The organism is Sulfurospirillum diekertiae (assembly GCF_002162315.1).
GTDB lineage: Bacteria > Campylobacterota > Campylobacteria > Campylobacterales > Sulfurospirillaceae > Sulfurospirillum.
The window spans coordinates 1,846,076-1,868,881 of record NZ_CP021416.1 but is presented as its reverse complement, the minus strand read 5'-3'; the positions used below and the strand labels follow the sequence as shown (position 1 = coordinate 1,868,881).

Sequence of the window (22,806 nt, the reverse complement as noted above, 5' to 3'; positions counted from 1 at the left end):
TATGGATAAATTTTTAGAAGCAGCCATAGAAGAAGCCCAAAAAGGGTTGGATGAGGGTGGCATACCTATTATTGGTGCTGTTCTTGTTATAGATGGTAAAATCGTAGGGCGTGGTCACAACCAAAGAGTTCAAAAAGGAAGTGCTGTGCTGCATGCTGAAATGGACTGTTTGGAAAATGCTGGACGTCTTAGTGCCGCTGATTATCGTAGAGCAACTCTCTACTCTACGTTATCTCCTTGTGATATGTGCAGTGGTGCGATTTTGCTTTATGGCATACCCAAAGTTGTTATTGGTGAAAACCAAACTTTTTGTGGACCAGAAGCGTATGTAAGGTCAAGAGGTGTTGAAGTTGAAGTGCTCAACAACCAAAAATGTCGTCACCTGATGGAATCTTTTATACACAATAATCCTGAACTTTGGAATGAAGATATTGGTGTATAAAAAGAAATCAGAACTAAACTTATAACTTTTACAATCAATAAAATCTTTACATGTAAAGCTTCACCACAAGAATTTACCCCACTTCCCCTAAGCTCCGATACGAAAGTTTCAGCTACAATAAATTGATATACAACACTCTACATGATTCTTAATTCACTTTTACGAGGAATTCTCTTATAAATGTTGCCCAGCCAAAGGGTTTTGTTCGACAAAATACACTGGAGGCACCAATGCTTAAAAAATTACTTTCTTCTTCATTAGACTCAAACTCAAGTGTGGTTCTTGCCACCGATTTAGATGGTACGCTACTCGCAAGTCCATTGCCTGCCCGTCGTCATTTACGTGAACTTTTCAGTGGTAACATTCCACATGCTAAGCTTATTTTTGTGTCAGGTCGAGGCTTAGAGTCCATCTTGCCACTTTTAAACGATCCAATGGTTCCAAGGCCTGATTATATTATCGCGGATGTGGGCGCTACGGTCGTGCATGGCGACACGTTGCTGCCTGTTTTTCCCTTGCAACAGAGTATTTCCGATGTATGGCCAGGCACACAACAGGTTCTTGACGCTCTTGAACCTTTTGGGTATTTGGAGCGCCAAAGTGTACCCCAAGAGCGACGTTGTTCGTTTTTTGTGCGCGAAGGATTGATCGATGATGGTCTAAGAGCTGTTGTGGAAGCCTTGGGTTGTGAGCTTCTTTTTTCAGCACATAAGTATCTCGATATTTTGCCCAAAGGAACGGGGAAAGGTGCAACCTTGCGGAAGCTCTGTGCACAACTTGAATTTGCTCCTGAACAAATTGTAACCGCGGGTGATACACTCAATGATCTTTCGATGTTTAAAGAGGGTTTTTCGAGTATTGTTGTGGGTGGTTCTGAGCCAGCTTTAATTCATGCGGTGCGTGATTGCAAAGAGGTTTATCTCTCTTCTGGGGAGGGGTGTGCAGGTATTATCGAAGGGCTTGCGCATTATGAATTTTTAAAAAGTGAAAAGCCTTCTCTCATTCATAAAGCAGGAAAATCAGATTTGGTGATGGTCTATCATCGCTTGCCGTTTGATGAAATGGCAAATGGCAAACGACATAAACCAAAAAGCCCCAATGGCATCATTCCCACATTGTTGAATTTTTTCACGACAGGCATCAAAGGTTCATGGGTCGCTTGGTCATTGCAAGCTTCTAGAACGCCTGCAAATTTTGAGGTACAAGTGGATGTTGATGTTACCAAATACCCCCATTTACAAGCCGCGCGCATTCCTCTTTTAGCCAAAGATGTTGATCTGTTTTACAAGAAATTTTCCAAAGAAGCGTTTTGGCCCATCATTTTTTCATTTCCCGATAAGGTGGAGTTTAAGCAAGATCATTGGGAACATTACCTTGAAATCAACGAGATTTTTGCTAAACAAACGGCGCTAGAAGCCGCCAAAGGGGCACTTGTTTGGATTCATGATTATAATCTATGGATGGTGCCTGCCTTTTTGCGTATGCTAAGACCCGATCTTAAAATTGCTTTTTTTCACCATACCACCTTTCCGCCTGCTACTATTTTCAACATTATCCCGTGGCGTCGTGAGATCATCGGAAGTTTGTTGCAATGTGATTATATAGGCTTTCATATACCTCGTTATGTGGAAAATTTTGTGGATGTTGTGCAAAGTTTTGCACCTACCACGATACTCTCTCAAACACCATGCGCACCACGCTTTATGACCTATGGCTGTGCGCTTGGGGTCGATAGAGTGACCAATAGCATTCGTGTGGGAGGAAAAGAAGTTCACCTTGGGGCGCATCCTGTTGGCATTGACTGTGCCCAAATAGACCTTTTGCTCAAAAAATTAGCTGTTCGCCATAAAATCGAGAGTATTCGCAATGAATTTGTAGGCAAACGTGCCATTCTCTCTTTAGAAAGACTTGATTATGTCAAAGGCTCACTCGAAAAACTCTTAGCCTTTGAAACACTCCTTGAAAATCATCCTGAGTTTATCGGAAACTTGGTGTTACTCAACTTTGTAACGCCTGCTGCTCCAGGTATGGAAGTGTACGAAGCCCTGCGAGTCGATGTTGATACGATGGTTGGACGCATCAATGGTCGTTTTTCGACACTGGATTGGACGCCTGTGCGTTACTTTTACCGCTCTCTTGCGTATGAAGATGTCATCGCGTATTATGGTGTGGCAGATGTGGCGTGGATCACTCCCCTTCGTGATGGACTGAATTTAGTTGCCAAAGAGTATGTCGCAACACAAGGCAATCTTGGTGGCAAAGGCGTACTCGTCCTCTCCGAATTTGCAGGGGCTGCGGTGGAACTGCATGGCGCACTGCTCACTAATCCGTATGATGCTAAAAGTATGGAAGAGACACTCTATCTTGCTCTCACATTAGGCGAAGATGATCGAGCGTATCGAATGTCAAGGATGAATGCGATTGTGCGAAGTAACGATGTGCATACGTGGGGAGAGGGCTTTATGGACGCAGTCATGCACAAAAGCAAATAAAATGACGATCAATTCATTTTTAGACTATACCTTTATGGGAAACACCCTTTTGGACTATTGCCTCGCATTAGGGGGTTATACTTTAGGTACGTTGTCTGTTTTTATTTTGAAACATTACATTTTGGCAAAGCTTAAAATATGGATCAATGCGATTCCAACACAAGTGAGTGGTTTACTTATTCGTGTCATAGAAAGCTATTTTATTCCTATTTTTTACTTTTCCATCTTTTATGTGTCACTCAAATTCCTGACATTGTCCTCGAAAATAGAGCATATCCTTGATGTGATGATGATCGTTTTATTAACGATGTTTTCCGTGCGTATTGTGATTGCCATCGCGCATTATAGTTTGCAACGCTATTTACAAAAGTCCGATGATTCGATTCAAAAGAAAGATCAGCTCAAAGGAATTAGCGGGCTGGTGAGTTTTGCGATTTGGATTATTGCCATCATGTTTCTTTTGGATAACCTTGGAGTAAAAATAACCGCCGTCGTCGCAGGTCTTGGGATTGGTGGTATTGCCGTTGCCTTAGCTGCTCAAGCAGTGCTGGGGGATCTTTTTAGTTATTTTGTCATCTTTTTTGATAAACCTTTTGAAACGGGTGATTTTATTATGGTGGGTGATAAGTCAGGTATTGTCGAACACATCGGCATCAAAACAACACGCATGCGCGCACTCAGTGGCGAACAACTGGTTTTTTCTAATACCGATTTGACCAATTCACGTGTGCATAATTATAAAAGAATGGAAAGTCGAAGGGTCGTTTTTTGCATTGAGTGTGACGTATCAGATTGCGCCAGAGTTGCTCAAAAAATAACGACCATCGTCAAAGAGATCATTACAATGATCGATAATACAACGTATGATCGGGGACATTTTTCAACGTATGGAGATTCAAGTTTGAAGTTTGAATTTGTTTACTTCGTTAATGGTGGGGATTATAATACTTATATGGATATTCAACAGTCAATCAATCTTGCGATATTTGAAGCCTTTGACAAAGAAGGGATCGAATTTGCTTACCCGACTCAAACACTTTTTATTCATAAAAACACAGAGTAATTTTGGATTTTTTATGAGACAAAGGCTTTACATGTAAATCCCTTTGGTGAATGTTTTACGCTGGAGGAACTTTGATCATGTAACCAATACCTCTAATATTGATGATAAAATCTTCTTTCAAATTATTTTTTAGGCGGTTGATTTCTGTTCGTATGGTGGCATCATCGACATCCATATCAAAATCATTCCACACATTTTCTCGAAACATATCAAAGCCACAAACAAATCCACGGTTCCGAGTTAAAAATTCGATAATTTGAAGTTGTCGTTTGGATAGAACTTGTGGTTCTTCGTGAAAATAAAGTGTCATCGTGTCACAATTAAAACTGTAAGAAGCGGAAAGTCTTTTGTGATGCATATCTTTTTTAGCGGTTTTGGAAATTCTATCAATTCTTAGATTGAGTTCTTTTAAATGAAAGGGTTTTTTCAAATAATCGTAACACCCAAGTTCAAATGCTCGTGATATATCTTCGATGTCAATGAGCGTTGAGATAAAAATAACAGGCATTATTTTTTTGTGTGCATGCAGTGTTTCTAAGATTGTTAATCCATCAACATTGGGTACGTTGATATCAAAAACAAGCAAGTCAAATTTTTCATTTTCTAAAATTTGAAGACAGATATTGCCATCTCTTACGGAAGTGATGACATGACCAATGGTTGTAAGGTACTTTGTGATAGATTCATTTAAGAGAATATCATCTTCTAAGAGTAAAATTTTCATGTGTTTAGCACTTTAAATTGATATGAAAAGGATGTTATATTTTCACTTGAATGCAGTGTTATTTTTACATTTTCTTCCTTACAAATTCTTCTGACGAGATTGAGCCCCAATCCAAAGCCTTCTTGTGATTGTTCTTCCCTGTAGTATTCTTCAAAAATTTTTTCAGGTTCTTGGATTTTTCGTGAGTGTGATGCAATGAAAAAATGACAATTATCATGCTCTTGATGCAATGAAACAATAATCTGTTCATTTTCAAAGGTATATTTAATAGCATTGGTGAGGTTGTTATCGATGATACGTTGTAATTTTGTCTCATTTAAAAAGATATATATCTGACTCAAATTGGATTCAAAGAGAAACATTGATTTTGCTTTGTCTGCAACTTGAGCAAAAAAATCAATGCGACTGCGGACATAGTCAACTAAATCAATCCTTTGCTTCATATAGTGAATATGGTCTTTTTTAACCAAATAACTCAAATCATCATACATTGAAAAAATACTTTTAGCGGCAACTTCGATATTTTCCAAGTAAACACTTTTCCCAAATTCCATCTCGTGCAGTTCGATATTGCCCATAATAACACTGAGTGGTGAATTCATTTCGTGGACGGTATAACGCAAAAATTGCCTATGGGATGCCAAAAGATTTTCAGAATAATTCATCTGCTTTTCTAAACGTTTGGACTGCTCTTCATAATCACGAGCACTTTGTTCAATTAAGTGGGTCAATGATTCAATCGTTTTAAAAGTTCTAAAATAAGAAGTATCTTTTTTATTCATATCCGTATTTGTATGTTTAGCAGGAAGAGGACTTTCTTCTGATTCGCTTAAAGCAACAACGGTCAGTGTTTGATTCAGGAGTTTATTGTGACCATCATGATGATAAAATTCAGAGTAGGTGTAAAATCCTGAAGTGGTGGCCGTTCGTGCAAAAGATCCAATCCCCAGTTTGATAAGAAATGGCATAAATCTTCGTCGTGCCATACAGGAGAAAATAAAAAATGTTTCTGTGTTGATCGATTGTAAATTTTCTAAGGATTCTATAGGGTCTTGCATCAAAGATTCAGCATCGCCAAAACCAATTCTGACTTGATCTCCTTCATTGAGATTTCCACTGTAACTAAGGCTTCCATCTTCATGTTTTGCAATGACAGCTCTTACCATCGTAACGCTATTTTTTTCAAGGATAAGGGGAAATTCTGTTTGTGAAAAATTACCGCCGAGGTATTTATCATAAAAATCAGTCGCTCTCATATCATCGATCATGTAAACTCTATTATTTTGAACCTTGGTAAGTATATGTGTTAGTCCGATGGGTTTCCAATCAAATTTATAATTCGTTGCGACTTGAAGAATATCAGAATTTAAAGAGACTCCCACCACACCTTCCCCTATGAGCGTATGTTGAGATGAAATATAGGTTTGTTCAAATTTTCCATTGTCTCCTGCCATACCACCACAAACAGGAACGGTTGAATCGAAGGTTTCAACACCTTGCAAAAACTCTTCGGCATTCATATGAGTACCGTCAGAAAAAAGAATCAGTAATTTTGTATTGGGTGTTATCAAATCCGATGCTAATTTCATACCGCATTGAAACGAATCATCATTTTGTGCATAGGCTGTCTTGATAAAGGTATGCTCAAAAATACTAATAGAGATAATGGTTCTGAATGTTGTGATGGACTCGCCGTATATCTCTCCATCCGTGGTCGTTCCTATACAAATAGCGTTTGGAAGATGACTTAGGATAACGTCACTGGTATACTTTAACACTTCTTTACCGTGGCCACAAAATATTTGTACTAAAACATTTTTTTCATTGACAAATAATGAAAAATCTATAATACTTGGCAGAGAACCTGTTTCATAACAAAAATTATAGGTTTTCATAAAATGTCTCCTTTCACCGTTTTGACCTTAAAATAAAGATACCCAATAGTAGCTTTCAAAAAGTTGCTTTAAGCGATGAAGTTGCAAAAAAAAAGCTTTACATGTAAAGAGATTACGTATTTACTCACAAATTTCTGTTTGCAATAAGGCATATTTGCAATCGATACTGTTGCTATATTCATGCTAGATTACTAGTATATAATCTTCAGTGATAGTTAAGACAACAAAAAATACGTAGGTTATGGGAGGCCAAAAAAATATTCTATAAAACATGAGTAATACAGTGTATGTACGTGCTTCATAGTGAATTTAAATTGGTGAGTTTTTTGACGGTTCATATCTAGTAATATGCAAAAAATACATATTATAGGTATTTAAATGAGATTTTCAAAAAGCTTATAGATATCAATATGCTTTTTTCGCATATTGTTGCATTTAGTAATAGAGTAACACTAATTTTAAGGGGTAAAAAGATGTTAAAGAAAATGTTAATCATCAATGGCGTGAAAACGACTTTGGTTGCGGACGTAGAAGATAAATTATCTGATGTGCTTCGAAAACAACTAGGGCTCACAGGTACAAAAGTAGGCTGTAACAGTGGTGAATGTGGTACATGTACTGTTATTCTTAATGGTAAACTTGTTAGATCATGTATTACGAAGATGAAAAAGATTGAAGACAATGATGAAATTATTACCATTGAAGGTGTCGGTACTAAAGACAAGCTTCACCCACTTCAAATTGCTTGGATGGTCTATGGTGCAGCACAATGTGGTTATTGTACACCAGGTTTCATCGTCTCCGCTAAAGTTCTTCTAGAGCAAAACAACAACCCAACACGTGAAGAAGTCAGAGATTGGTTCCAAAAAAATAAAAACCTCTGCCGTTGTACAGGATACAAACCTCTTGTTGATGCGGTTATGGATGCAGCAAAAATCATGAGAGGCGAATTGGATATTAAAGATTTCTGGAAAAAAATACCAGAAGGTGCGTCATTGGTTGGCTCATCTTATATTCGTCCTTCTGCTATGGCAAAAGTTACGGGAACATGGGACTTTGGAGCAGATTTAGGCTTAAAACTTCCCGTTAATACCCTTCATGCAAAAATTGTGCAAGCCGAAGTTTCTCATGCAAATATTATCTCAATTGATACTGAAGAAGCTAAAAAAGTCCCTGGTGTTGTTGCTGTTTTAACCTATAAAGATGTTAAAGGAACGAACAGAATTAACGGTTTGGCTTTCCCTACAAATAAAGGTGATGGTCTAGATCGTCCTATCTTAAACGATACCAAAATCTTCCAATACGGTGACGCAATCGCTATTGTTCTCGCTGAAAATGAAAAAGCGGCTCACGAAGGTGTTGATAAAGTTAAAGTAGAACTCGAAGTGTTGCCTGCTTACATGAATGCACCTGATGCCATGGCAAGTGATGCTATCGAGATTCACCCAGGCACTCCAAATGTTTACTTTACGAATCACATTAGTAAAGGGGCAGAAACTGCGCCTATTATGAAAGAGGCTGCTTATGTTGTAGAAGACAGTTTCTATACACAACGCCAACCTCACTTACCTCTTGAGCCAGATGTTGGTTTTGCCTATGTGGATGATGATGGAAAACTCATTATTCACTCAAAAAGTATCGCACTTCACTTCCATGCACTTATGATTGCTGAGGGTGTCGGTATGAAAGCAGAAGATGTTTATATCGTCCAAAACAATACAGGGGCTACTTTTGGTTATAAATTTAGTCCAACAATGGAAGGATTATTGGGCGTTGCAACGATGGCTACAGGTAGACCAGTTTACCTTGAGTTCAATATGAAACAACAAATTACCTACACAGGTAAACGTTCTCCATTCTGGACAACAATGAAATTGGCTGCTAACAAAGAAGGCAAACTCTTAGCATTGGAATCTGATTGGAGTGTTGATCATGGTCCTTACTCAGAATTTGGTGACTTGTTAACACAACGTGGTTTCCAATTTGGTTGTGCGGGTTATATGATTCCTAACATTCGTGGTAATGGACGCACTGTTTGTACCAACCATGGTTGGGGTTCAGCATTCCGTGGGTATGGCTCTCCTGAGATTATGTTCCCATCTGAGGTGCTCATTGACGAATTGGCTGAAAAAATTGGTATGGATCCGTTTGAATTCCGCTATAAAAATATTTACAGACCAGGTGATACAACGCCAACCAGTTGTCAGCCAGATGTCTATTGTTTAGAAGAACTCTTTGATAAAAGTCGTCCTGTTTACGAATTAGCGAAAAAGACAGCGGCTGCTAAGAATGCAAACGCAGTTGCTGGTAAAAAATACGGAGTGGGTGTTTCTACTAACATTTATGGTTGTGGCTTAGATGGCCCAGACTCTTCTGAAGCATGGGCAGAGATTACTGCAAAAGGTGTTACAGTAGGAAATTCATGGGAAGATCATGGTCAAGGTGCCGATGTTGCGACTTTAACCTTTGCGCATGAAACATTAAAACCTTTGAATCTTAAACCAAGCCAAATTGATTTGGTTTTGAACGATATGACTAAAACACCAAACAGTGGACCAGCTGGCGGAAGTCGTTCGAATGTTTTAACGGGTAATGCTACAGTTGTTGCATGTAGAAATTTACTTGAAGCATTGAAAAAAGCAGATGGAACGTATCGCACTTATGCTGAGATGATCGCTGAGGGTCGCGAGGTTAAATACATGGGTAAATGGACAGCACCATGTACCGATACACCTCCAACAGATGGTCAAGGAAATCCATTCGCAGCGTATATGTATGGTGTTTGTATCGCTGAAGTTGAGGTCGATACAAAAACTGGTAAAACGAATGTTGAGAAAATGACGTTAGCGTCAGATGTTGGAACCATCATTAATAAACTTGTTGTTGATGGACAGATGTACGGTGGTCTCGTTCAAGGTATCGGTCTTGCATTGAGCGAAGATTTTGATGATCTTAAAAAACATACAACTCTAACAGGCTGTGGTATTCCAAAAATCAAAGATGTTCCCGATAATCTTGATCTTATCTATACTGAATACCAAAGACCAAACGGCTTACTAGGTTCTGCAGGTGCAGGTGAAATGCCTCTTGCAGCTCCACATGCGGCCATTATTAATGCTATTTACAATGCGTGTGGTGCAAGAATTACGCACTTACCAGCTCGTCCAGAAAAAGTGTTGGAAGCTTTAGCTAATTAGTCTTTTTAGAAAAAGCTTATTAGAAGATGTGTGAGATACTCTTTGTATCTCACACATTCATTTGCCTTTAACGCGATACTATGAGGATATAAGAATGGATTTAGATAAATTATTGGAAATTAGCAATCAATGTATTCATTCAGAACCCCCCGTATGCGTTGCATCGTGTCCGGTTCATATGGATGTGATTGCATTTGTGTCTGAAATTGAAAAAGGTAATTTTGCTGGGGCTTACACAATCATGGAAGCTAAAATCCCTTTTAGCCGTTTGATTGGAAAAATATGTGACCATCCTTGTGAAGCAACGTGTGTCAGAAAAGACGTTGGAGGAAGCATACGCATCAGCGAACTTGAAAAAACTGTCATTGAGTTAGGGTATATCAAACCCAAAAAAACTTTCATCTTACCCAAGACAAAAGGTACTGTTGCCATCATTGGTGGAGGGTTAAGTGGGTGTGTTGCAGCGGTTGAGCTGGATAAAAAAGGGTACAAAGTCAGCATTTATGAAAAATCAAACTGCTTAGGCGGATGCCTTTGGGATTATGAAGGTAAAGGTTTAGAAACCGCCATCATAGAAGAAGAACTTTTGGTGATGCAACAAAAAGGTATTACTGTTTACTATGATACTGAAGTATTAGAAGAAAATCTCCAAAATTATATTGAAAAATATGATGCTGTTTATTTGGGAACAGGGTGTTGGAATAAAGCATACGCGATCCATCCTGATACACTTCAAGTAGGTGAGCTTCCCTTGTTTATAGGCGGGAAAATTCAAGCTCATACCCGTTCGGTTATCGGCTCTGTAAGTTCTGGTAAACGTGCCGCTATCTCAATAGATCGTTATATTTCAAAAACCTCTATGACCGCTTCTCGTGAGCGTGAAGGAGTTTTTGAAACGAAATTAAAATATAAAATCGATACCGTAAAACCCGCTGAAACAGTAGTGAAAACATCGCTTATTTACTCCGATCATGAAGCGATAGAAGAGGCCAAGAGATGCCTTAAATGCCAATGCGATGAGTGTATCAAGGCATGTGCGCATATGCAACGATTTAATATCACACCGGATAGATATATTAGAAGCATCAATCATAATGAACGGATTGTTCTAGGAAACAGAAGTGCCAATGCGATGATTAATTCTTGTACGGAGTGTGGTTTGTGTAAAGAAGTCTGCCCCATCGGAATTGGGATGGCTGATATTATTCATGCCACAAGACTGAGCATGGTAGAACGTGGGAAAATGCCACTTTCAGCGCATGATTTTGCACTGAAAGATATGCAATTTAGCCAAAGTGATTCCTTCTCAATGGTTCGAAAACAGCCCAGTAAAGAACAATCCAAAGATCTCTTTTACTATCCTGTAATTGCCTTTTCTGGCTATGCGAGAGGCTTGTATAAGGGATCAGGAAAAACGGGCTATCTCTTTTATCCAGGATGTCAACTAAGCGCAACCCATACAGACACGATTGGCGAGATTTATAAACATGTGGTGGGTATTATCAAAGCAAAAGATGCGGATAACGATGTTGGTCTTTATTTAGGGTGTTGTGGTGCCCCTGCGGATTGGGCAGGAAGGCTTGATCTCATGCCAGAAAGTGTGGAAAAAATCCACAAGGTGTGGACAGAAATGGGTGAGCCTACGTTTATCTTAGCCTGTTCCAGTTGCGCTTCTACCTTTGAAAAATATCTACCGATGATCAAGACGATCTCTTTATGGGAAGTTTTAGATAAATATGGTTTGCCTACGACAGATATTAAAAAAGGTAAGCGAGTTTTGAGCATTCATGATGCGTGTGCGAGCAGACATAATACAGCAGTACATGATAGTATCAGAAGCATCGTTAAGACCTTAGGCTATACCATCGAAGAGCTTGAATATTCCAAAGAGAAAGCAAAATGTTGTGGCTATGGTGGTTTGGTTTCAAATGCGAATCCTGAACAAGCCGATGATTTTGTGAAGGACCGTATTAACGAGAGCAAACAAGATATTTTGGTGTATTGTGCGATGTGTAAAGATGCCATTGTCAAAGGCAATAAAAGAGCATATCATATTTTAGACCTTATTTATGGCATTGAGAAAGATGAAGATGCTCCTCAAAAAATGCCAACACTTTCTGAGCGACAAAACAATCGAAAACGACTCAAACATCAACTTCTTAAAGAGATATGGAACGAAGAGGAGAGTGCCATGGACACAACGTATGATTTTACACTGCATATTTCAGATGAAATCACCGCAATGATGGAAAAGCGATTTATTTTGTTGAGTGATGTTGAAAAGGTGATCGATAATTCTCTTATACATAAAGAGCGGTTTTTTAACCCTGAAACATCAGATTTTCTCGCACGATTGAGGGTTCAAAATGTGACGTATTGGGTGAAGTATGAAGAAAATGGCAGTGACATCACGATTAAAGATGTTTACAGCCATAGAATGGAAGTGGTGGAGTCCTAAGATGGAAAATAAAATCGATACACAAATACCATGGATGTGCGATAAATGCCAGAAAGCATTGGTATCACAAAAGGTCAAAGTGCGCTATCTTGATGGAAATTTTGAAGTAGAACTTTTAAAGTGTCCTACTTGCAATATGGTGTTTATTAGCGAAGATTTGGCATTAGGCAAGATACTTGAAGTTGAAAAAAGCTTAGAGGACAAGTAACGTGATGAATGTCTATGAAAGCAGCTCTATGCAAGAAGCTACAGGAGAAACCTTACGTCCTGGAGGGTTTATACTGACCGATAAAGCTGTTAGCTTTTGTGCTTTGAATAAGCAGATGAGAGTGCTTGATTTAGGCTGTGGTATGGGAGCAACGGCTTCGTACCTTTATCAAAATCATGGAATGAAATTGGTTGGCATTGACCCTTCTGAAAAGTTATTGACTATCGCAAAAGCAAAAAATCCTTTTGCAACCTTTGTCTTAGGGTCGGGTGATGCTCTCCCTTTTGAGCAGGAGAGTTTTGAGTGTGTTTTGGCAGAGTGCACCTTGTCACTGATGCATGATTTACATGTAACCTTGCACGAGGTGTATAGAGTTTTGAGCAATGAGGGTTGGTTTGTCATCAACGATGTCTATGCCAAAAATTCTGAAACACTAAGAGAAATGGACAATTTTTCTATCACTTCGTGCATGCGGGGCATGCATGATCTGCCTTCATTAAAAGAGGCATTGGAAACAATAGGATTTGAGATCATGCTTTTGGAAGATTGTTCTCAACTCTTAAAAGAGCTTATGGTCAAAATTATCTTCTCTCACGGATCTATGGGCTCTTTTTGGAGTAAAACCATTGAAGGAGAAGAAACTCAAACATGTTGTCATTTTGAACAGAATATTAAACAATGCAAGCCAGGTTATTTTATCTTAATCGCAAAAAAAGGAAAAAACAATGGATGAATTATCACTACGTTTATTTAAACTCTCATCAGCTGGATTTTGCTGTGCTCAGATTATGTATAAACTTGCTCTTGAAGATGAAGGGATACAGAACGATGATCTAATCCGAGCTGCTCAAGGTCTATGCCGAGGTATCGCCGATACACAACAAACGTGTGGCGTTTTGAGTGGTGGCATTGGTGTTTTAGGTCTTTATGCTGCTAAAGCAAAAGAAGAAGAGAGTGCCAAAGAAGATTTTACACAGATGGTTACTGAATTTCATGAGTGGTTCAATGTGGAATTTGGCGCTACTAAATGTGTTAATCTGATAGGCGTTACTGATTTTCATGGTGCAGACCAGAGTTATAAGCTGACCTGTGCGGAGATGATCAAAAAGGCATATGTCAAAGTCTATGAAATTTTGTTGGAACACGGCTATGAATACGGGAATAGAAGGTAGATAAGATGACAATGACCTCTTCAACGCACATTGAAAGTTTGTGCCCGATTTGTTTGCGTAAGCTGGATGCTTACATGTACGATGAGGGTACTACCACCTACATACACAAAGTATGCTCAGAACATGGAGCGTTTAAAACCGTTGTATGGCGAGGTAATATGCCCATGCGCGAGTGGTCTCGCACTAAAGAGAAGGCTTACATCAAAAGCCCTATCACACAGGTAGATCAAGGGTGTCCCTATGACTGTGGATTGTGTAGTTCACACAGACAACACACGTGCACGGCGCTCATTGAAGTAACCACGCGTTGTAATCTTAGTTGCCGTTTTTGTTTTGCGGATGCTCTTGATTCCATAAGTAAAGATCCATCGTTAAAACAGTTACGTTTTCAGTTTGAGAGTATTTTAAAAGCTTCTGGTAAATGCAATATTCAACTCTCTGGTGGTGAACCAACGGTAAGAGATGATTTAGCAGATATTGTTCGTCTAGGCGTTGAACTGGGTTTTCCTTTCATTCAAGTCAATACCAATGGTATTCGTATGGCGAATGATGAAGCCTATGTGAAAGCTTTAAAAGAAGCAGGACTTAATTCTATCTTCTTGCAATTTGATGGACTTGATGATGCAATTTATGAAAAACTGCGCGGAAAGGCTCTGTTTGATGTTAAATGCCAAGCGATTGAGAATTGCCGAAAATTCGGCATTGGTGTTGTGCTGGTTCCTACCATCGTACCTAACATTAATGTGGATAGCATTGGTGAAATCATACGTTTTGGTGTAAGTCGATCTCCTGCGGTTAGAGGCGTACATTTTCAGCCCGTAAGCTATTTTGGGCGCATTCCTGAAACGCCAAAAGATGCAGATAGAATCACTTTACCCGAAGTGATGGAACATATTTGCGAACAAACCAATCAGATGATTTCACTGCAAAGTATGCAACCTCCTGGATGTGAAAATGCGCTCTGTTCTTTTAATAGCAATTATCTGATAGAAGAGGGTGTTTTAAAGCCTGTGACGAAGAGGTCATGTTGTTCAGGGGAAAGCGAAAAAGCAGAAGTGGGTGCGACTAAAGCCAAAGCTTTTGTGGCACGTAATTGGTCGTATCAAAAACAACACGTTCAAGAAGAAAAACTCTCTGATTGGGACAAAATTCTCAGTGCAATTGCAAACAACGCTTTTAGCATTTCAGGAATGGCGTTTCAAGATGCGTGGAATGTGAATTTAGAACGTATTAGAGATTGTTGTATTCATGTATCGACTGTGGATGGTAGGCTCATCCCTTTTTGTATGTATAACATTACCAACAGGGATGGAGAGTCCCTTTATCGAGGCGCAAAGAGGATACGATGAACGTAACACCCTTAGAGCATTGGATCATAGAGCGTACTCACATTGCACACAAAAGCCAAGAAGCCATGCGTGCATACCAGCTTGACGAACTGATTAAAACATTAGCTTATGCAAAAGAGAAGAGCCGATTTTATCAAACAATGTTGAAAGATATTGACCTAAACTCTATCGTATCTTTTGAAGATTTCGAACAAATTGCGTTTACAACCTCTGATGACATTAAACGCAATGCGTATAATTTTGCCTGTGTCCCGAGTAATGAAATTGAACGCATTGTGACCTTAAATACTTCGGGTACGACAGGAGATGAGAAGCGCATCTTGTTCACGCAGCAAGATTTGGAGTTGACCATTGACTTTTTTAGTCACGGGATGCGCTGTTTGGTTGATGAAAGCGACAAAGTATTGGTTTTACTTCCCGGTTCTGCTTATGGAAGCATTGGGGATTTACTGAAAAAAGCATTAGCGCTTTCGAAAATTGAGTGTATCGTTCATGGGATACTGAATGATGTTGAAAAAACGGCTTTGTGTATTGAAGAAAACAACATTACATGTATTGTGGGTATACCGATGCAAGTGTTGTATTTGAGTAAAGCCAAATCTGAGGTGTTTGCAAAGCATATTAAAAAAGTTCTTTTAAGTACAGATTATGTCCCTGATGTACTCGTCGAGGCGCTTAACGATAATGGAGAGTGTCACGTTTTTAACCATTACGGCATGACAGAGATGGGATACGGTGGAGGTGTTGAGTGTGAATGCCTCAATGGCTATCATTTACGGGAAAATGATCTCTATTTTGAAATCATAGACCCCATTACGGGTCAGCCTGTGGAAGATGGCGTGTATGGCGAAGTTGTTTTTACAACGCTCCATCGTCAAGCAATGCCACTTATTCGTTATAGAACAGGCGATATGGCACGCTTTTCTACCAAACCGTGTGCGTGTGGCACTTTTTTGCGAACTATGGAAAAAGTGTTGGGTCGCATGGAAAATAAAATAGACATTAATGGGCATGCAATTCATTTAAGAGAGTTCGATGAAATTCTTTTACGCTTTCCTCGTATTTTGGATTATAAGCTTACGGTATGTGAGAAAAACAGTTTACATGTAAAGCTTATCCTTGCCAACAAAGAGCGTTGTGTAGCGTTAAAAGAAGAGGTAATCCGTCGTATTCGAGACTGTTTTCCGTTTGAATTTAATTTTAGACTTCATGTAGAAGAAGACGATCACTCACCCAAAATGACCAACAGCATGATCAAAAGAAAGATAGACAACAACATAAGAAACAAAGGATGACGGATGAAAACCATAATTGAACATATTGTGGATAGTTTAAATGAAGAACACGAAGTTGTTACCGCAACGATATTGCAAAAAAAGTGGTTCAGCACCTAGAGAAGCTGGAGCTAAAATGCTGATTCGTAAAGATGCCTCTATTGAAGGAACGATTGGTGGAGGCACACTAGAAGCTATGGCAATACAATTAGCGCCTGAAGTATTTAAGACGAAACAGTGTTCTGTTGAAGACATTGAATTAACCGATGATGACGCAAGAGCTGCTGGTATGGTATGTGGTGGTGAAGTCAGTGTTCTTTTGGAGTACATAGACGCACTTGATATTTCACAACTCAATATCTATCATAAAGCAAAAGAGCTCAAAGTTTCAGACACAGATTTTGTGATGATTACAAAGATTTCACAGTCAAAAAGACACCTTTCCGGTAAAAATAAATGGATATGTACTGAAACGGATCTCTTTGGTGAAGAAGATAAAGAGGTTCAGAACATTGTAAAAGAGCTTCGAGAAAATTTTAACCATATCAAATTTCATCTTTATGTTGGAAACAATAGGTATATGATTGAGCCTTTTTATACGACAGATAAGCTTTATATCGTTGGAGCAGGACATATTTCTCAACAAATTGCAGCCCTTACTAAAACACTTGGTTTTTACACAGCTATTTTGGATGATAGGGAAGCATTTGCCAACAAAGAGCGTTTTCCTACGGCAGATGAAGTGCATGTTGTTCCTTCAACCTATGAGGGGTTACTTCAAGATGTGCATATTGCTAAAAACAGTTATATTGTTATTGTTACCAGAGGTGTTGATAAAGTGGTCCTAGAGCAAGCGCTTCAGGCAAAGGCAAAATATATCGGTATGATCGGAAGTAAAACGAAAAAAAAATTACGTTTATTCTCAACTTCTACAAGAGGGTTTTGCGCAAAAGATTTGGATGATGTCTGTTGTCCTGTTGGTGTTTCTATCAATGCTCAAACGCCTGAGGAGATCGCTATTAGTATCGTTGCAGAACTTATAAAAGTTAGAAGAAGCTAACTTATGGAAAAGAGCAACATCGCTGTTCTTATTATTGCCGCTGGGTATTCTTCTCGAATGCACGATTTTAAACCCCTTTTGCCCTTTGGGCAAATAACTGCTGTGGAGAGATTGATTCAGACCTACCAAACTTATGGGATAGAACATATATATGTTGTCACGGGGCATAGGCAGGATGATATTATTGAGGCACTTCAAGGGTATAAGGTTCATATCGTTTATAATGAGGATTATGCAAAAGGTATGTTTAGCTCTATTCAAAAAGGGCTGAGTGCCATAGATGAAACAGTGGTGGCGTTTTATATGCAGCCAGTGGACATTCCACTCATTAAAGTGAAAACCCTTGAAAGCTTATACGAAGCGTATATCCATGAGCATAAGGGCGTTCTTTATCCTACCTTTCTTGGGAAAAAAGGTCATCCTCCGCTTATTGATATGAAGTATAAAGAGAAGATTTTAGCTAGTGATGGAAAAGGTGGACTTAAAAAAGTATTGGAAGCGTTTAAGGAAGATGCTTTACATGTAAACGTGTCTGATCAATCGGTTTTAATGGATATGGATATACTGGATGATTACATTAACCTTGTCGTCTATGAAGTGATGAATACTCCCACTAAAGAGGAGTGTTTGGCGATCATGTTAGAAAATGAGGTACCTGAACCTATCATTAGACATTGTGAAGCAGTGGAGGGCATGGTCAGTAAAGTGTATGAGGGCATTACTTCTTTTGGGCTCAATATAAATAAACAAACTTTAAGTGCTGCGGCATTGTTACATGATATTGCTCGTCAAGAGAAAAATCATGCCTTTATTGGTGCCCAAAGACTACGCGCGATGGGTTATGAAGCCATCGGTAATATCATTGAAACGCACATGGACATTGATGTCAAAGACCATACTCCTTTAAATGCCAATGAGCTACTCTTTTTAGCCGATAAATTAGTGTGTGAAGATGAGGTGTGTGGTTTTGAAAAACGCTTTGAAAAGGCGCTTAAAAAATGTGAAGGCAATGATGAAGCACAGCGAAACATCACAAGACGCTTAAATGCTACAAAAGCGATTATTTCAAAAATAGAAAATCTAACGGGTAAAGTTTTCAACGATGGTTGACAAAGTCTATTTGCTTCGACATGGGCACATTGATAATGGGAGTGAAAAAAGGTATCTTGGTCGGACGAATATTCCCCTTAATAGACAAGGAAAAGAGCAAGCTCACATCTTACATGACTATTTTAAAGCAATTCCTATTGATATGATTTTTACGAGTCCACTCAAACGCTGTTTACAAACTGCACGTATTCTTTGTGTTGATAAACCTATTACTTATCATATTGTAGAAGCATTTGCAGAGATTGATATGGGCGATTGGGAAAATGTGGAAATGTCATATATCGCGTCACACAATCCAGAACTATATGCTCAAAGAGGTGGAGATTTAGAATACTTTACCCCACCCAATGGCGAGAGCTTTCATGACATGGCAAAACGTGTCAGAGATGCCTTTGATGCCATTACTCACCACGCAACGGGTACTCTTCTCATCGTCGCTCATGCAGGTGTTAATCGCATGATACTCTCCTATATTCTAGGTATAGAAATTAGGGATATGTTTACAATAGAACAACCTTACGCATGTGTGAATGAATTAACGTGGAATCAACAATGTATGCAGTGGAATTATCAAAGAGTTTTATAAAGAGGCTTTACATGTAAAGCCTCTTTATGATTGAATTCGCTTAATTAACTTTTGCTTTTTCGAGCTTTTTACGTTCGACTTTCATACGATCTTGAAATTTTTTTACTGCGGTCTTTCGCAAAGAGTTGCATGTCTTCTACTTCGTCCATTTCATCCACAATCTCAACACCTAAAAGCGTCTCAATAGCATCTTCAAGTGTCACAACACCTGCGGTTTGACCGTAGCTATCAAATACCACAAAAAGATGAGTTTTACGTTTAATAAATTGGTCAATCAAGTTTGGAACAGGCAAATACTCAGAAACCATATGGACTTCATGTGCAATATCTGCGAGTGTTGTTTTATCGTGATCTTCCACACTCTCTTCTAAGATGCGTTGATTAAAAGCAATGCCCACAACATCATCTAAGGTCTCACCAAAGACAGGAATACGTGAGTGAATATACATACGATCATCTTCAATGGCATCTTCGATGGTGGTAGTCGCTGGCAAGGCAAACACAACGCTTCGAGGCGTCATAATATCTTTGGCTTTGATATTTTTAAGTTTTAAAAGATTTTCAATCAGGTCACTTTCTTTGCTAAGGATTGATCCCTCTTTTTCTCCCATTGCAACGACTGCCATAATTTCATCACGTGAAAAATTAGAATGGTGTTTTTTGTTTTTTGAGATGTAATTGGTTAAATGCGATGATAGCCATGTAAAGGGAATTGTGATTGTAACAAAAAACGTAATAATATGCCCTGCTGGGATTAAAAGTTTTTTCCAATAAATCGCACCAATGGTTTTAGGGATAATCTCAGAGAAATACAAGATTAGGAGGGTAATACCAAAAGCCACAGCTGTTTGCCACTCTTGTCCAAATAAGATTTGTGCCTGAGCACCGACACCTGCGGCTCCCATTGTATTGGCAAACGTGTTGATTGTCAAGATAGAGGAGATAGGTTTGTCAATGTTGGACTTTAACCCTTTGAGCATAGCTACATTGTCTTCATTCACCTCTTTTGGAAGTGATTCGATATAAGAGTTTGTGCTTGAGAGTAAGATGGCTTCCATCATGGAGCAGAGAAAAGATACACAGATAGCAAGAGAAAGATAGACGATCAGAAGTGTCATAGAATAACTCCCCTGAGATTAACGAAATGAAAACTAACCGAGTCCGGTTCGCTTTGGGTCATACAGAATTCCTTTAAAATATTTTGTGCGTTATTATAGCATAAACAAAATACTACTTTATTACAGGCTCAAATGTAAGCGAGATAGAATTGACACAATGGCGGGTATTTTTTTGTGTAATTTTTTCGCCTTCAAAAACATGCCCCAAGTGCGCACCACAGGCATTACAGAGGATTTCAGTGCGTCTGCCATCACGGTCCGTTTCGCGCCTTATCGCACCTGGTAGTTCATCATCAAAGCTTGGCCAACCGCATCCTGAATGAAACTTGTCAGATGAGCTATAAAGCGGGGCATTGCACTGTTTGCAGTGGTAGATTCCTTGGGCATAAAAGTCGTTGTATTGCCCAGAAAATGGCATTTCTGTACCTTTGTGAAGGATGACGCGTTCTTCTTCGGGCGTCAGAGAATGGTGTGTCATAAAAAATCCTTTATCAAATGATGAAAAATTATGCACAAGGGTTTTTAAAAGAGCAAAAAACCTCTTTACATGTAAAAGTTATAACTATATTTGTGTAAGAATGTCTTTACATGTAAAGATTAGACGGTTGGTTATAGGTTATTTAAAAGTCTATTCACTTTCGGATTTGGTCAAATGTCTTAGTTTTTCAATAAAAGATTTTTTACCGATAAAAGAGAGCATATCGTTTTCGCGAATTTTATAAGATTTCTCAACATCAAATGTCCAGTTGTCTCTGGTTTTGCAGGCAATGAGATGGATCTCATTTTCAAACATGGCTTCAACGTCACTCACTTGTTTACCAATCAGTGATTTTGTGACGAGAAACTTTGCAATTTTGATGGTGCTACTAAAATCAACTTGGTCGATAACAACGTTACCTACAAGGTTTTCAACGAGTTTTTTAGCGGATTCTCTCTCAGGATAAATAACTTTAAAAGCCCCAAGTCGCGCTAAAATTTCACCATGCGTCAGTGTGATGGCTTTGGCAATAATATTTTTATTGTCCAACTCTTTCAGTGCCATGAGCGTTAAAATGCTCGCTTCAATATTTTCACCAATACTGATAATAACTGTATCAAGTCCCACAACACCCGCTTCTTGAAGGGCTTTGGTATCGGTACTGTCTAAAATAAGTGCATCTTGAATGTAGTCACTAATCACTTGAATTTTATGGGGATCGTTGTCGATAGCAATGATGTCCATGCCTTGCTCAGCCAGTCCTTTAGCGATGTGAAAGCCAAATTTGCCAAGACCTATAACGGCGTAAGTTTTCATAATAAAATCCTTCCTTCTGGGTACTGTATGTGTTTAATTTTTTCTTTTCCTATGATGAGAAATCCAAAGGCAAAAATACCCATTCGTCCTATGAGCATTAGCGCTATAATCATCGACTTACCAAATGTACTAAATTTGTCTGAAAGGCTCAGTACATCACCATTTCCAACGGAAACACCTACCGTACAAAAGGCCGAAACCACTTCAAAAAGGGTTGCCATAAAGTTTGAATGCTGTGTTTCTGTTAAGATGACGGTGGCGGTAATGGTGATAAAGGAGGCGACTAAAATGATGGCGGAAGAGCGGTTAATAACTTCTTGAGGAATGGTACGTTTAAAGGCATTGGGTTGTTGGTTACTGATCTTAATCGTGTGCAGTGTTGCGATGATCAAGACTGCAACTGTGGTGATTTTGATACCACCCGCCGTACTGCCTGCCCCGCCACCGATCATCATATAGATGGTGGAACAAAAGAGTGAGGCGTCACTCAGTTGAGAAAGGTCTAGGCTATTAAAGCCAGACGTTCTAAAGTTGACAGAGAGAAAAAAGCTGTTAAGAATGCTATGATAGAGCGACATATGTCCAAAAATACCTTTATTGTCCCATTCAATCGCTAAAAAGAGCAGTGTACCTGAAACGATGAGAATGAGTGTACCTACAAGGGTTATTTTTGTATGAGCTGAGAGCATGAAGCGCTTATGGGTTGCTTTGGCATGGAGTTCAACCAACACTAAGTATCCAATACCGCCAAAAATGACTAAAAGTCCTATGGTCATAAGAACAGTTAAGTCTGTTTTGTACCCCATAAGATTGTCTCTAAACATTGAAAAACCAGCATTATTAAAGGCTGCAACAGCATGAAAGACCCCTTGCCAAACTGCTCTATGCATGGGCATATGTGTTGCAAAACGAAGGGTTAAGATAAAAGCACCAATGGATTCAATAATCAGTGTAAAGAGAAAGACTTTTTGAAGAAAATTTTGAATGTCGAGATTTGTTGAGTAGTTTAGGGAATCTTTCGCCATATTTTTTTCATGGATGGTAAGATTTCGCTTCATAAATAAGAAGAAGAGGGTAACAATACTCATGTACCCAACGCCGCCAACTTGCATCAGGATTAAAATGACAAATTGTCCAAAAAAAGTAAATGCTTCGGGGGTGCTTTTGACGATAAGACCTGTCACACACGTTGCCGATGTTGAGGTAAATAATGCATCAATAAACTGTAATTTTCCTACATGGGCAAAAGGCAACATTAATAAAATAGCACCGATAAAAATAACCGTAAGATAACTAAAAAAGATAATCCGTAAGGTCTTTTGATTCATTCATTTCCTTTGAGACGATGCTTCTAAAGTGAGAAA

19 protein-coding genes are annotated in these 22,806 nt (G+C 38.9%); 13 read left to right on the top strand and 6 right to left on the bottom strand.

Features of this window, described 5'->3' with window-relative positions:
* The first annotated feature begins 1 nt into the window (after position 1).
* From Sdiek1_RS09520 to Sdiek1_RS09510, 3 genes are all read left to right on the top strand, one after another.
* A complete protein-coding gene (locus Sdiek1_RS09520; RefSeq protein ID WP_087438898.1) occupies positions 2 to 442 on the top strand; it encodes a nucleoside deaminase in 441 nt (146 codons plus the stop codon).
* Between the two features lie 230 nt (positions 443 to 672).
* Positions 673 to 2,934, top strand: coding sequence for a glucosylglycerol-phosphate synthase (ggpS, locus tag Sdiek1_RS09515; RefSeq protein WP_087438897.1), 2,262 nt, complete (start codon positions 673 to 675; stop codon positions 2,932 to 2,934).
* Between the two features lies 1 nt (position 2,935).
* A complete protein-coding gene (locus Sdiek1_RS09510; protein ID WP_087438896.1) occupies positions 2,936 to 3,997 on the top strand; it encodes a mechanosensitive ion channel family protein in 1,062 nt (353 codons plus the stop codon).
* A gap of 55 nt (positions 3,998 to 4,052) precedes the next feature.
* Here Sdiek1_RS09510 and Sdiek1_RS09505 read toward each other — a convergent pair whose 3' ends face one another.
* Entirely contained in the window at positions 4,053 to 4,721 is a 669-nt protein-coding gene (locus tag Sdiek1_RS09505) for a response regulator transcription factor (protein WP_087438895.1), read from the bottom strand.
* The gene (locus Sdiek1_RS09500; protein ID WP_087438894.1) at positions 4,718 to 6,616 is read right to left on the bottom strand and encodes an FIST N-terminal domain-containing protein; all 1,899 of its coding nucleotides are present in this window, start codon (positions 6,614 to 6,616) and stop codon (positions 4,718 to 4,720) included. The genes Sdiek1_RS09505 and Sdiek1_RS09500 overlap by 4 nt, the downstream gene beginning before the upstream one ends.
* Positions 6,617 to 7,089: 473 nt before the next feature.
* Here Sdiek1_RS09500 and Sdiek1_RS09495 point away from each other — a divergent pair, with 473 nt between their 5' ends.
* From Sdiek1_RS09495 to Sdiek1_RS09450, 10 genes are all read left to right on the top strand, one after another.
* Positions 7,090 to 9,813, top strand: a complete 2,724-nt coding sequence (locus Sdiek1_RS09495; protein WP_087438893.1) for a molybdopterin-dependent aldehyde oxidoreductase — start codon at positions 7,090 to 7,092, stop codon at positions 9,811 to 9,813.
* A 94-nt stretch (positions 9,814 to 9,907) separates the two neighbouring features.
* Positions 9,908 to 12,271: a pyridine nucleotide-disulfide oxidoreductase/dicluster-binding protein gene (locus Sdiek1_RS09490; protein ID WP_087438892.1), complete on the top strand. Its 2,364-nt coding sequence runs from the start codon at positions 9,908 to 9,910 to the stop codon at positions 12,269 to 12,271.
* A gap of 1 nt (position 12,272) precedes the next feature.
* Positions 12,273 to 12,479, top strand: a complete 207-nt coding sequence (locus Sdiek1_RS09485; protein WP_087438891.1) for a DVU_1557 family redox protein — start codon at positions 12,273 to 12,275, stop codon at positions 12,477 to 12,479.
* 4 nt (positions 12,480 to 12,483) lie between these two features.
* Positions 12,484 to 13,212, top strand: a complete 729-nt coding sequence (trsM, locus tag Sdiek1_RS09480; protein ID WP_087439875.1) for a DVU_1556 family methyltransferase — start codon at positions 12,484 to 12,486, stop codon at positions 13,210 to 13,212.
* Complete coding sequence (locus Sdiek1_RS09475; RefSeq protein WP_087438890.1) at positions 13,205 to 13,651, top strand: DVU_1555 family C-GCAxxG-C-C protein; 447 nt, start codon at positions 13,205 to 13,207, stop codon at positions 13,649 to 13,651. The genes trsM and Sdiek1_RS09475 overlap by 8 nt, the downstream gene beginning before the upstream one ends.
* 5 nt (positions 13,652 to 13,656) lie before the next feature.
* The gene (gene trsS / locus Sdiek1_RS09470; RefSeq protein WP_202819550.1) at positions 13,657 to 15,000 is read left to right on the top strand and encodes a radical SAM (seleno)protein TrsS; all 1,344 of its coding nucleotides are present in this window, start codon (positions 13,657 to 13,659) and stop codon (positions 14,998 to 15,000) included.
* A complete protein-coding gene (locus Sdiek1_RS09465; RefSeq protein ID WP_087438889.1) occupies positions 14,997 to 16,295 on the top strand; it encodes a DVU_1553 family AMP-dependent CoA ligase in 1,299 nt (432 codons plus the stop codon). Before trsS ends, Sdiek1_RS09465 begins: the two co-directional genes overlap by 4 nt.
* Positions 16,296 to 16,335: 40 nt before the next feature.
* Positions 16,336 to 17,334, top strand: a complete 999-nt coding sequence (locus tag Sdiek1_RS09460; RefSeq protein ID WP_202819549.1) for an XdhC family aldehyde oxidoreductase maturation factor — start codon at positions 16,336 to 16,338, stop codon at positions 17,332 to 17,334.
* Positions 17,335 to 17,337: 3 nt separating this feature from the next.
* Positions 17,338 to 18,444, top strand: coding sequence for a DVU_1551 family NTP transferase (locus Sdiek1_RS09455; protein WP_087438888.1), 1,107 nt, complete (start codon positions 17,338 to 17,340; stop codon positions 18,442 to 18,444).
* Positions 18,437 to 19,030, top strand: a complete 594-nt coding sequence (locus tag Sdiek1_RS09450) for a histidine phosphatase family protein (protein WP_087438887.1) — start codon at positions 18,437 to 18,439, stop codon at positions 19,028 to 19,030. Before Sdiek1_RS09455 ends, Sdiek1_RS09450 begins: the two co-directional genes overlap by 8 nt.
* 68 nt (positions 19,031 to 19,098) lie before the next feature.
* Here the strand turns inward: Sdiek1_RS09450 and Sdiek1_RS09445 are convergent, their stop codons facing one another.
* The 4 genes from Sdiek1_RS09445 to Sdiek1_RS09430 form a co-directional block, all read right to left on the bottom strand.
* The gene (locus Sdiek1_RS09445; protein ID WP_121495802.1) at positions 19,099 to 20,148 is read right to left on the bottom strand and encodes a CNNM domain-containing protein; all 1,050 of its coding nucleotides are present in this window, start codon (positions 20,146 to 20,148) and stop codon (positions 19,099 to 19,101) included.
* A 112-nt stretch (positions 20,149 to 20,260) separates the two neighbouring features.
* A complete protein-coding gene (locus Sdiek1_RS09440) occupies positions 20,261 to 20,626 on the bottom strand; it encodes a methionine-R-sulfoxide reductase (RefSeq protein ID WP_087438886.1) in 366 nt (121 codons plus the stop codon).
* A 150-nt stretch (positions 20,627 to 20,776) separates the two neighbouring features.
* Entirely contained in the window at positions 20,777 to 21,442 is a 666-nt protein-coding gene (locus Sdiek1_RS09435; RefSeq protein WP_087438885.1) for a potassium channel family protein, read from the bottom strand.
* Positions 21,439 to 22,770 (bottom strand): TrkH family potassium uptake protein, encoded by a 1,332-nt coding sequence (locus Sdiek1_RS09430; protein WP_087438884.1) that lies wholly within the window; start codon positions 22,768 to 22,770, stop codon positions 21,439 to 21,441. The genes Sdiek1_RS09435 and Sdiek1_RS09430 overlap by 4 nt, the downstream gene beginning before the upstream one ends.
* Positions 22,771 to 22,806: the final 36 nt, after the last annotated feature.

Excerpts from the sequence above, each read along its gene's own strand:
- Sdiek1_RS09520 (WP_087438898.1), top strand. The coding sequence starts at position 2 with ATGGATAAATTTTTAGAAGCAGCCATAGAAGAAGCCCAAAAAGGGTTG.
- ggpS (WP_087438897.1), top strand. The coding sequence starts at position 673 with ATGCTTAAAAAATTACTTTCTTCTTCATTAGACTCAAACTCAAGTGTG.
- Sdiek1_RS09510 (WP_087438896.1), top strand. The coding sequence starts at position 2,936 with ATGACGATCAATTCATTTTTAGACTATACCTTTATGGGAAACACCCTT.
- Sdiek1_RS09505 (WP_087438895.1), bottom strand. The coding sequence starts at position 4,721 with ATGAAAATTTTACTCTTAGAAGATGATATTCTCTTAAATGAATCTATC.
- Sdiek1_RS09500 (WP_087438894.1), bottom strand. The coding sequence starts at position 6,616 with ATGAAAACCTATAATTTTTGTTATGAAACAGGTTCTCTGCCAAGTATT.
- Sdiek1_RS09495 (WP_087438893.1), top strand. The coding sequence starts at position 7,090 with ATGTTAAAGAAAATGTTAATCATCAATGGCGTGAAAACGACTTTGGTT.
- Sdiek1_RS09490 (WP_087438892.1), top strand. The coding sequence starts at position 9,908 with ATGGATTTAGATAAATTATTGGAAATTAGCAATCAATGTATTCATTCA.
- Sdiek1_RS09485 (WP_087438891.1), top strand. The coding sequence starts at position 12,273 with ATGGAAAATAAAATCGATACACAAATACCATGGATGTGCGATAAATGC.
- trsM (WP_087439875.1), top strand. The coding sequence starts at position 12,484 with ATGAATGTCTATGAAAGCAGCTCTATGCAAGAAGCTACAGGAGAAACC.
- Sdiek1_RS09475 (WP_087438890.1), top strand. The coding sequence starts at position 13,205 with ATGGATGAATTATCACTACGTTTATTTAAACTCTCATCAGCTGGATTT.
- trsS (WP_202819550.1), top strand. The coding sequence starts at position 13,657 with ATGACAATGACCTCTTCAACGCACATTGAAAGTTTGTGCCCGATTTGT.
- Sdiek1_RS09465 (WP_087438889.1), top strand. The coding sequence starts at position 14,997 with ATGAACGTAACACCCTTAGAGCATTGGATCATAGAGCGTACTCACATT.
- Sdiek1_RS09460 (WP_202819549.1), top strand. The coding sequence starts at position 16,336 with ATGAAGAACACGAAGTTGTTACCGCAACGATATTGCAAAAAAAGTGGT.
- Sdiek1_RS09455 (WP_087438888.1), top strand. The coding sequence starts at position 17,338 with ATGGAAAAGAGCAACATCGCTGTTCTTATTATTGCCGCTGGGTATTCT.
- Sdiek1_RS09450 (WP_087438887.1), top strand. The coding sequence starts at position 18,437 with ATGGTTGACAAAGTCTATTTGCTTCGACATGGGCACATTGATAATGGG.
- Sdiek1_RS09445 (WP_121495802.1), bottom strand. The coding sequence starts at position 20,148 with ATGACACTTCTGATCGTCTATCTTTCTCTTGCTATCTGTGTATCTTTT.
- Sdiek1_RS09440 (WP_087438886.1), bottom strand. The coding sequence starts at position 20,626 with ATGACACACCATTCTCTGACGCCCGAAGAAGAACGCGTCATCCTTCAC.
- Sdiek1_RS09435 (WP_087438885.1), bottom strand. The coding sequence starts at position 21,442 with ATGAAAACTTACGCCGTTATAGGTCTTGGCAAATTTGGCTTTCACATC.
- Sdiek1_RS09430 (WP_087438884.1), bottom strand. The coding sequence starts at position 22,770 with ATGAATCAAAAGACCTTACGGATTATCTTTTTTAGTTATCTTACGGTT.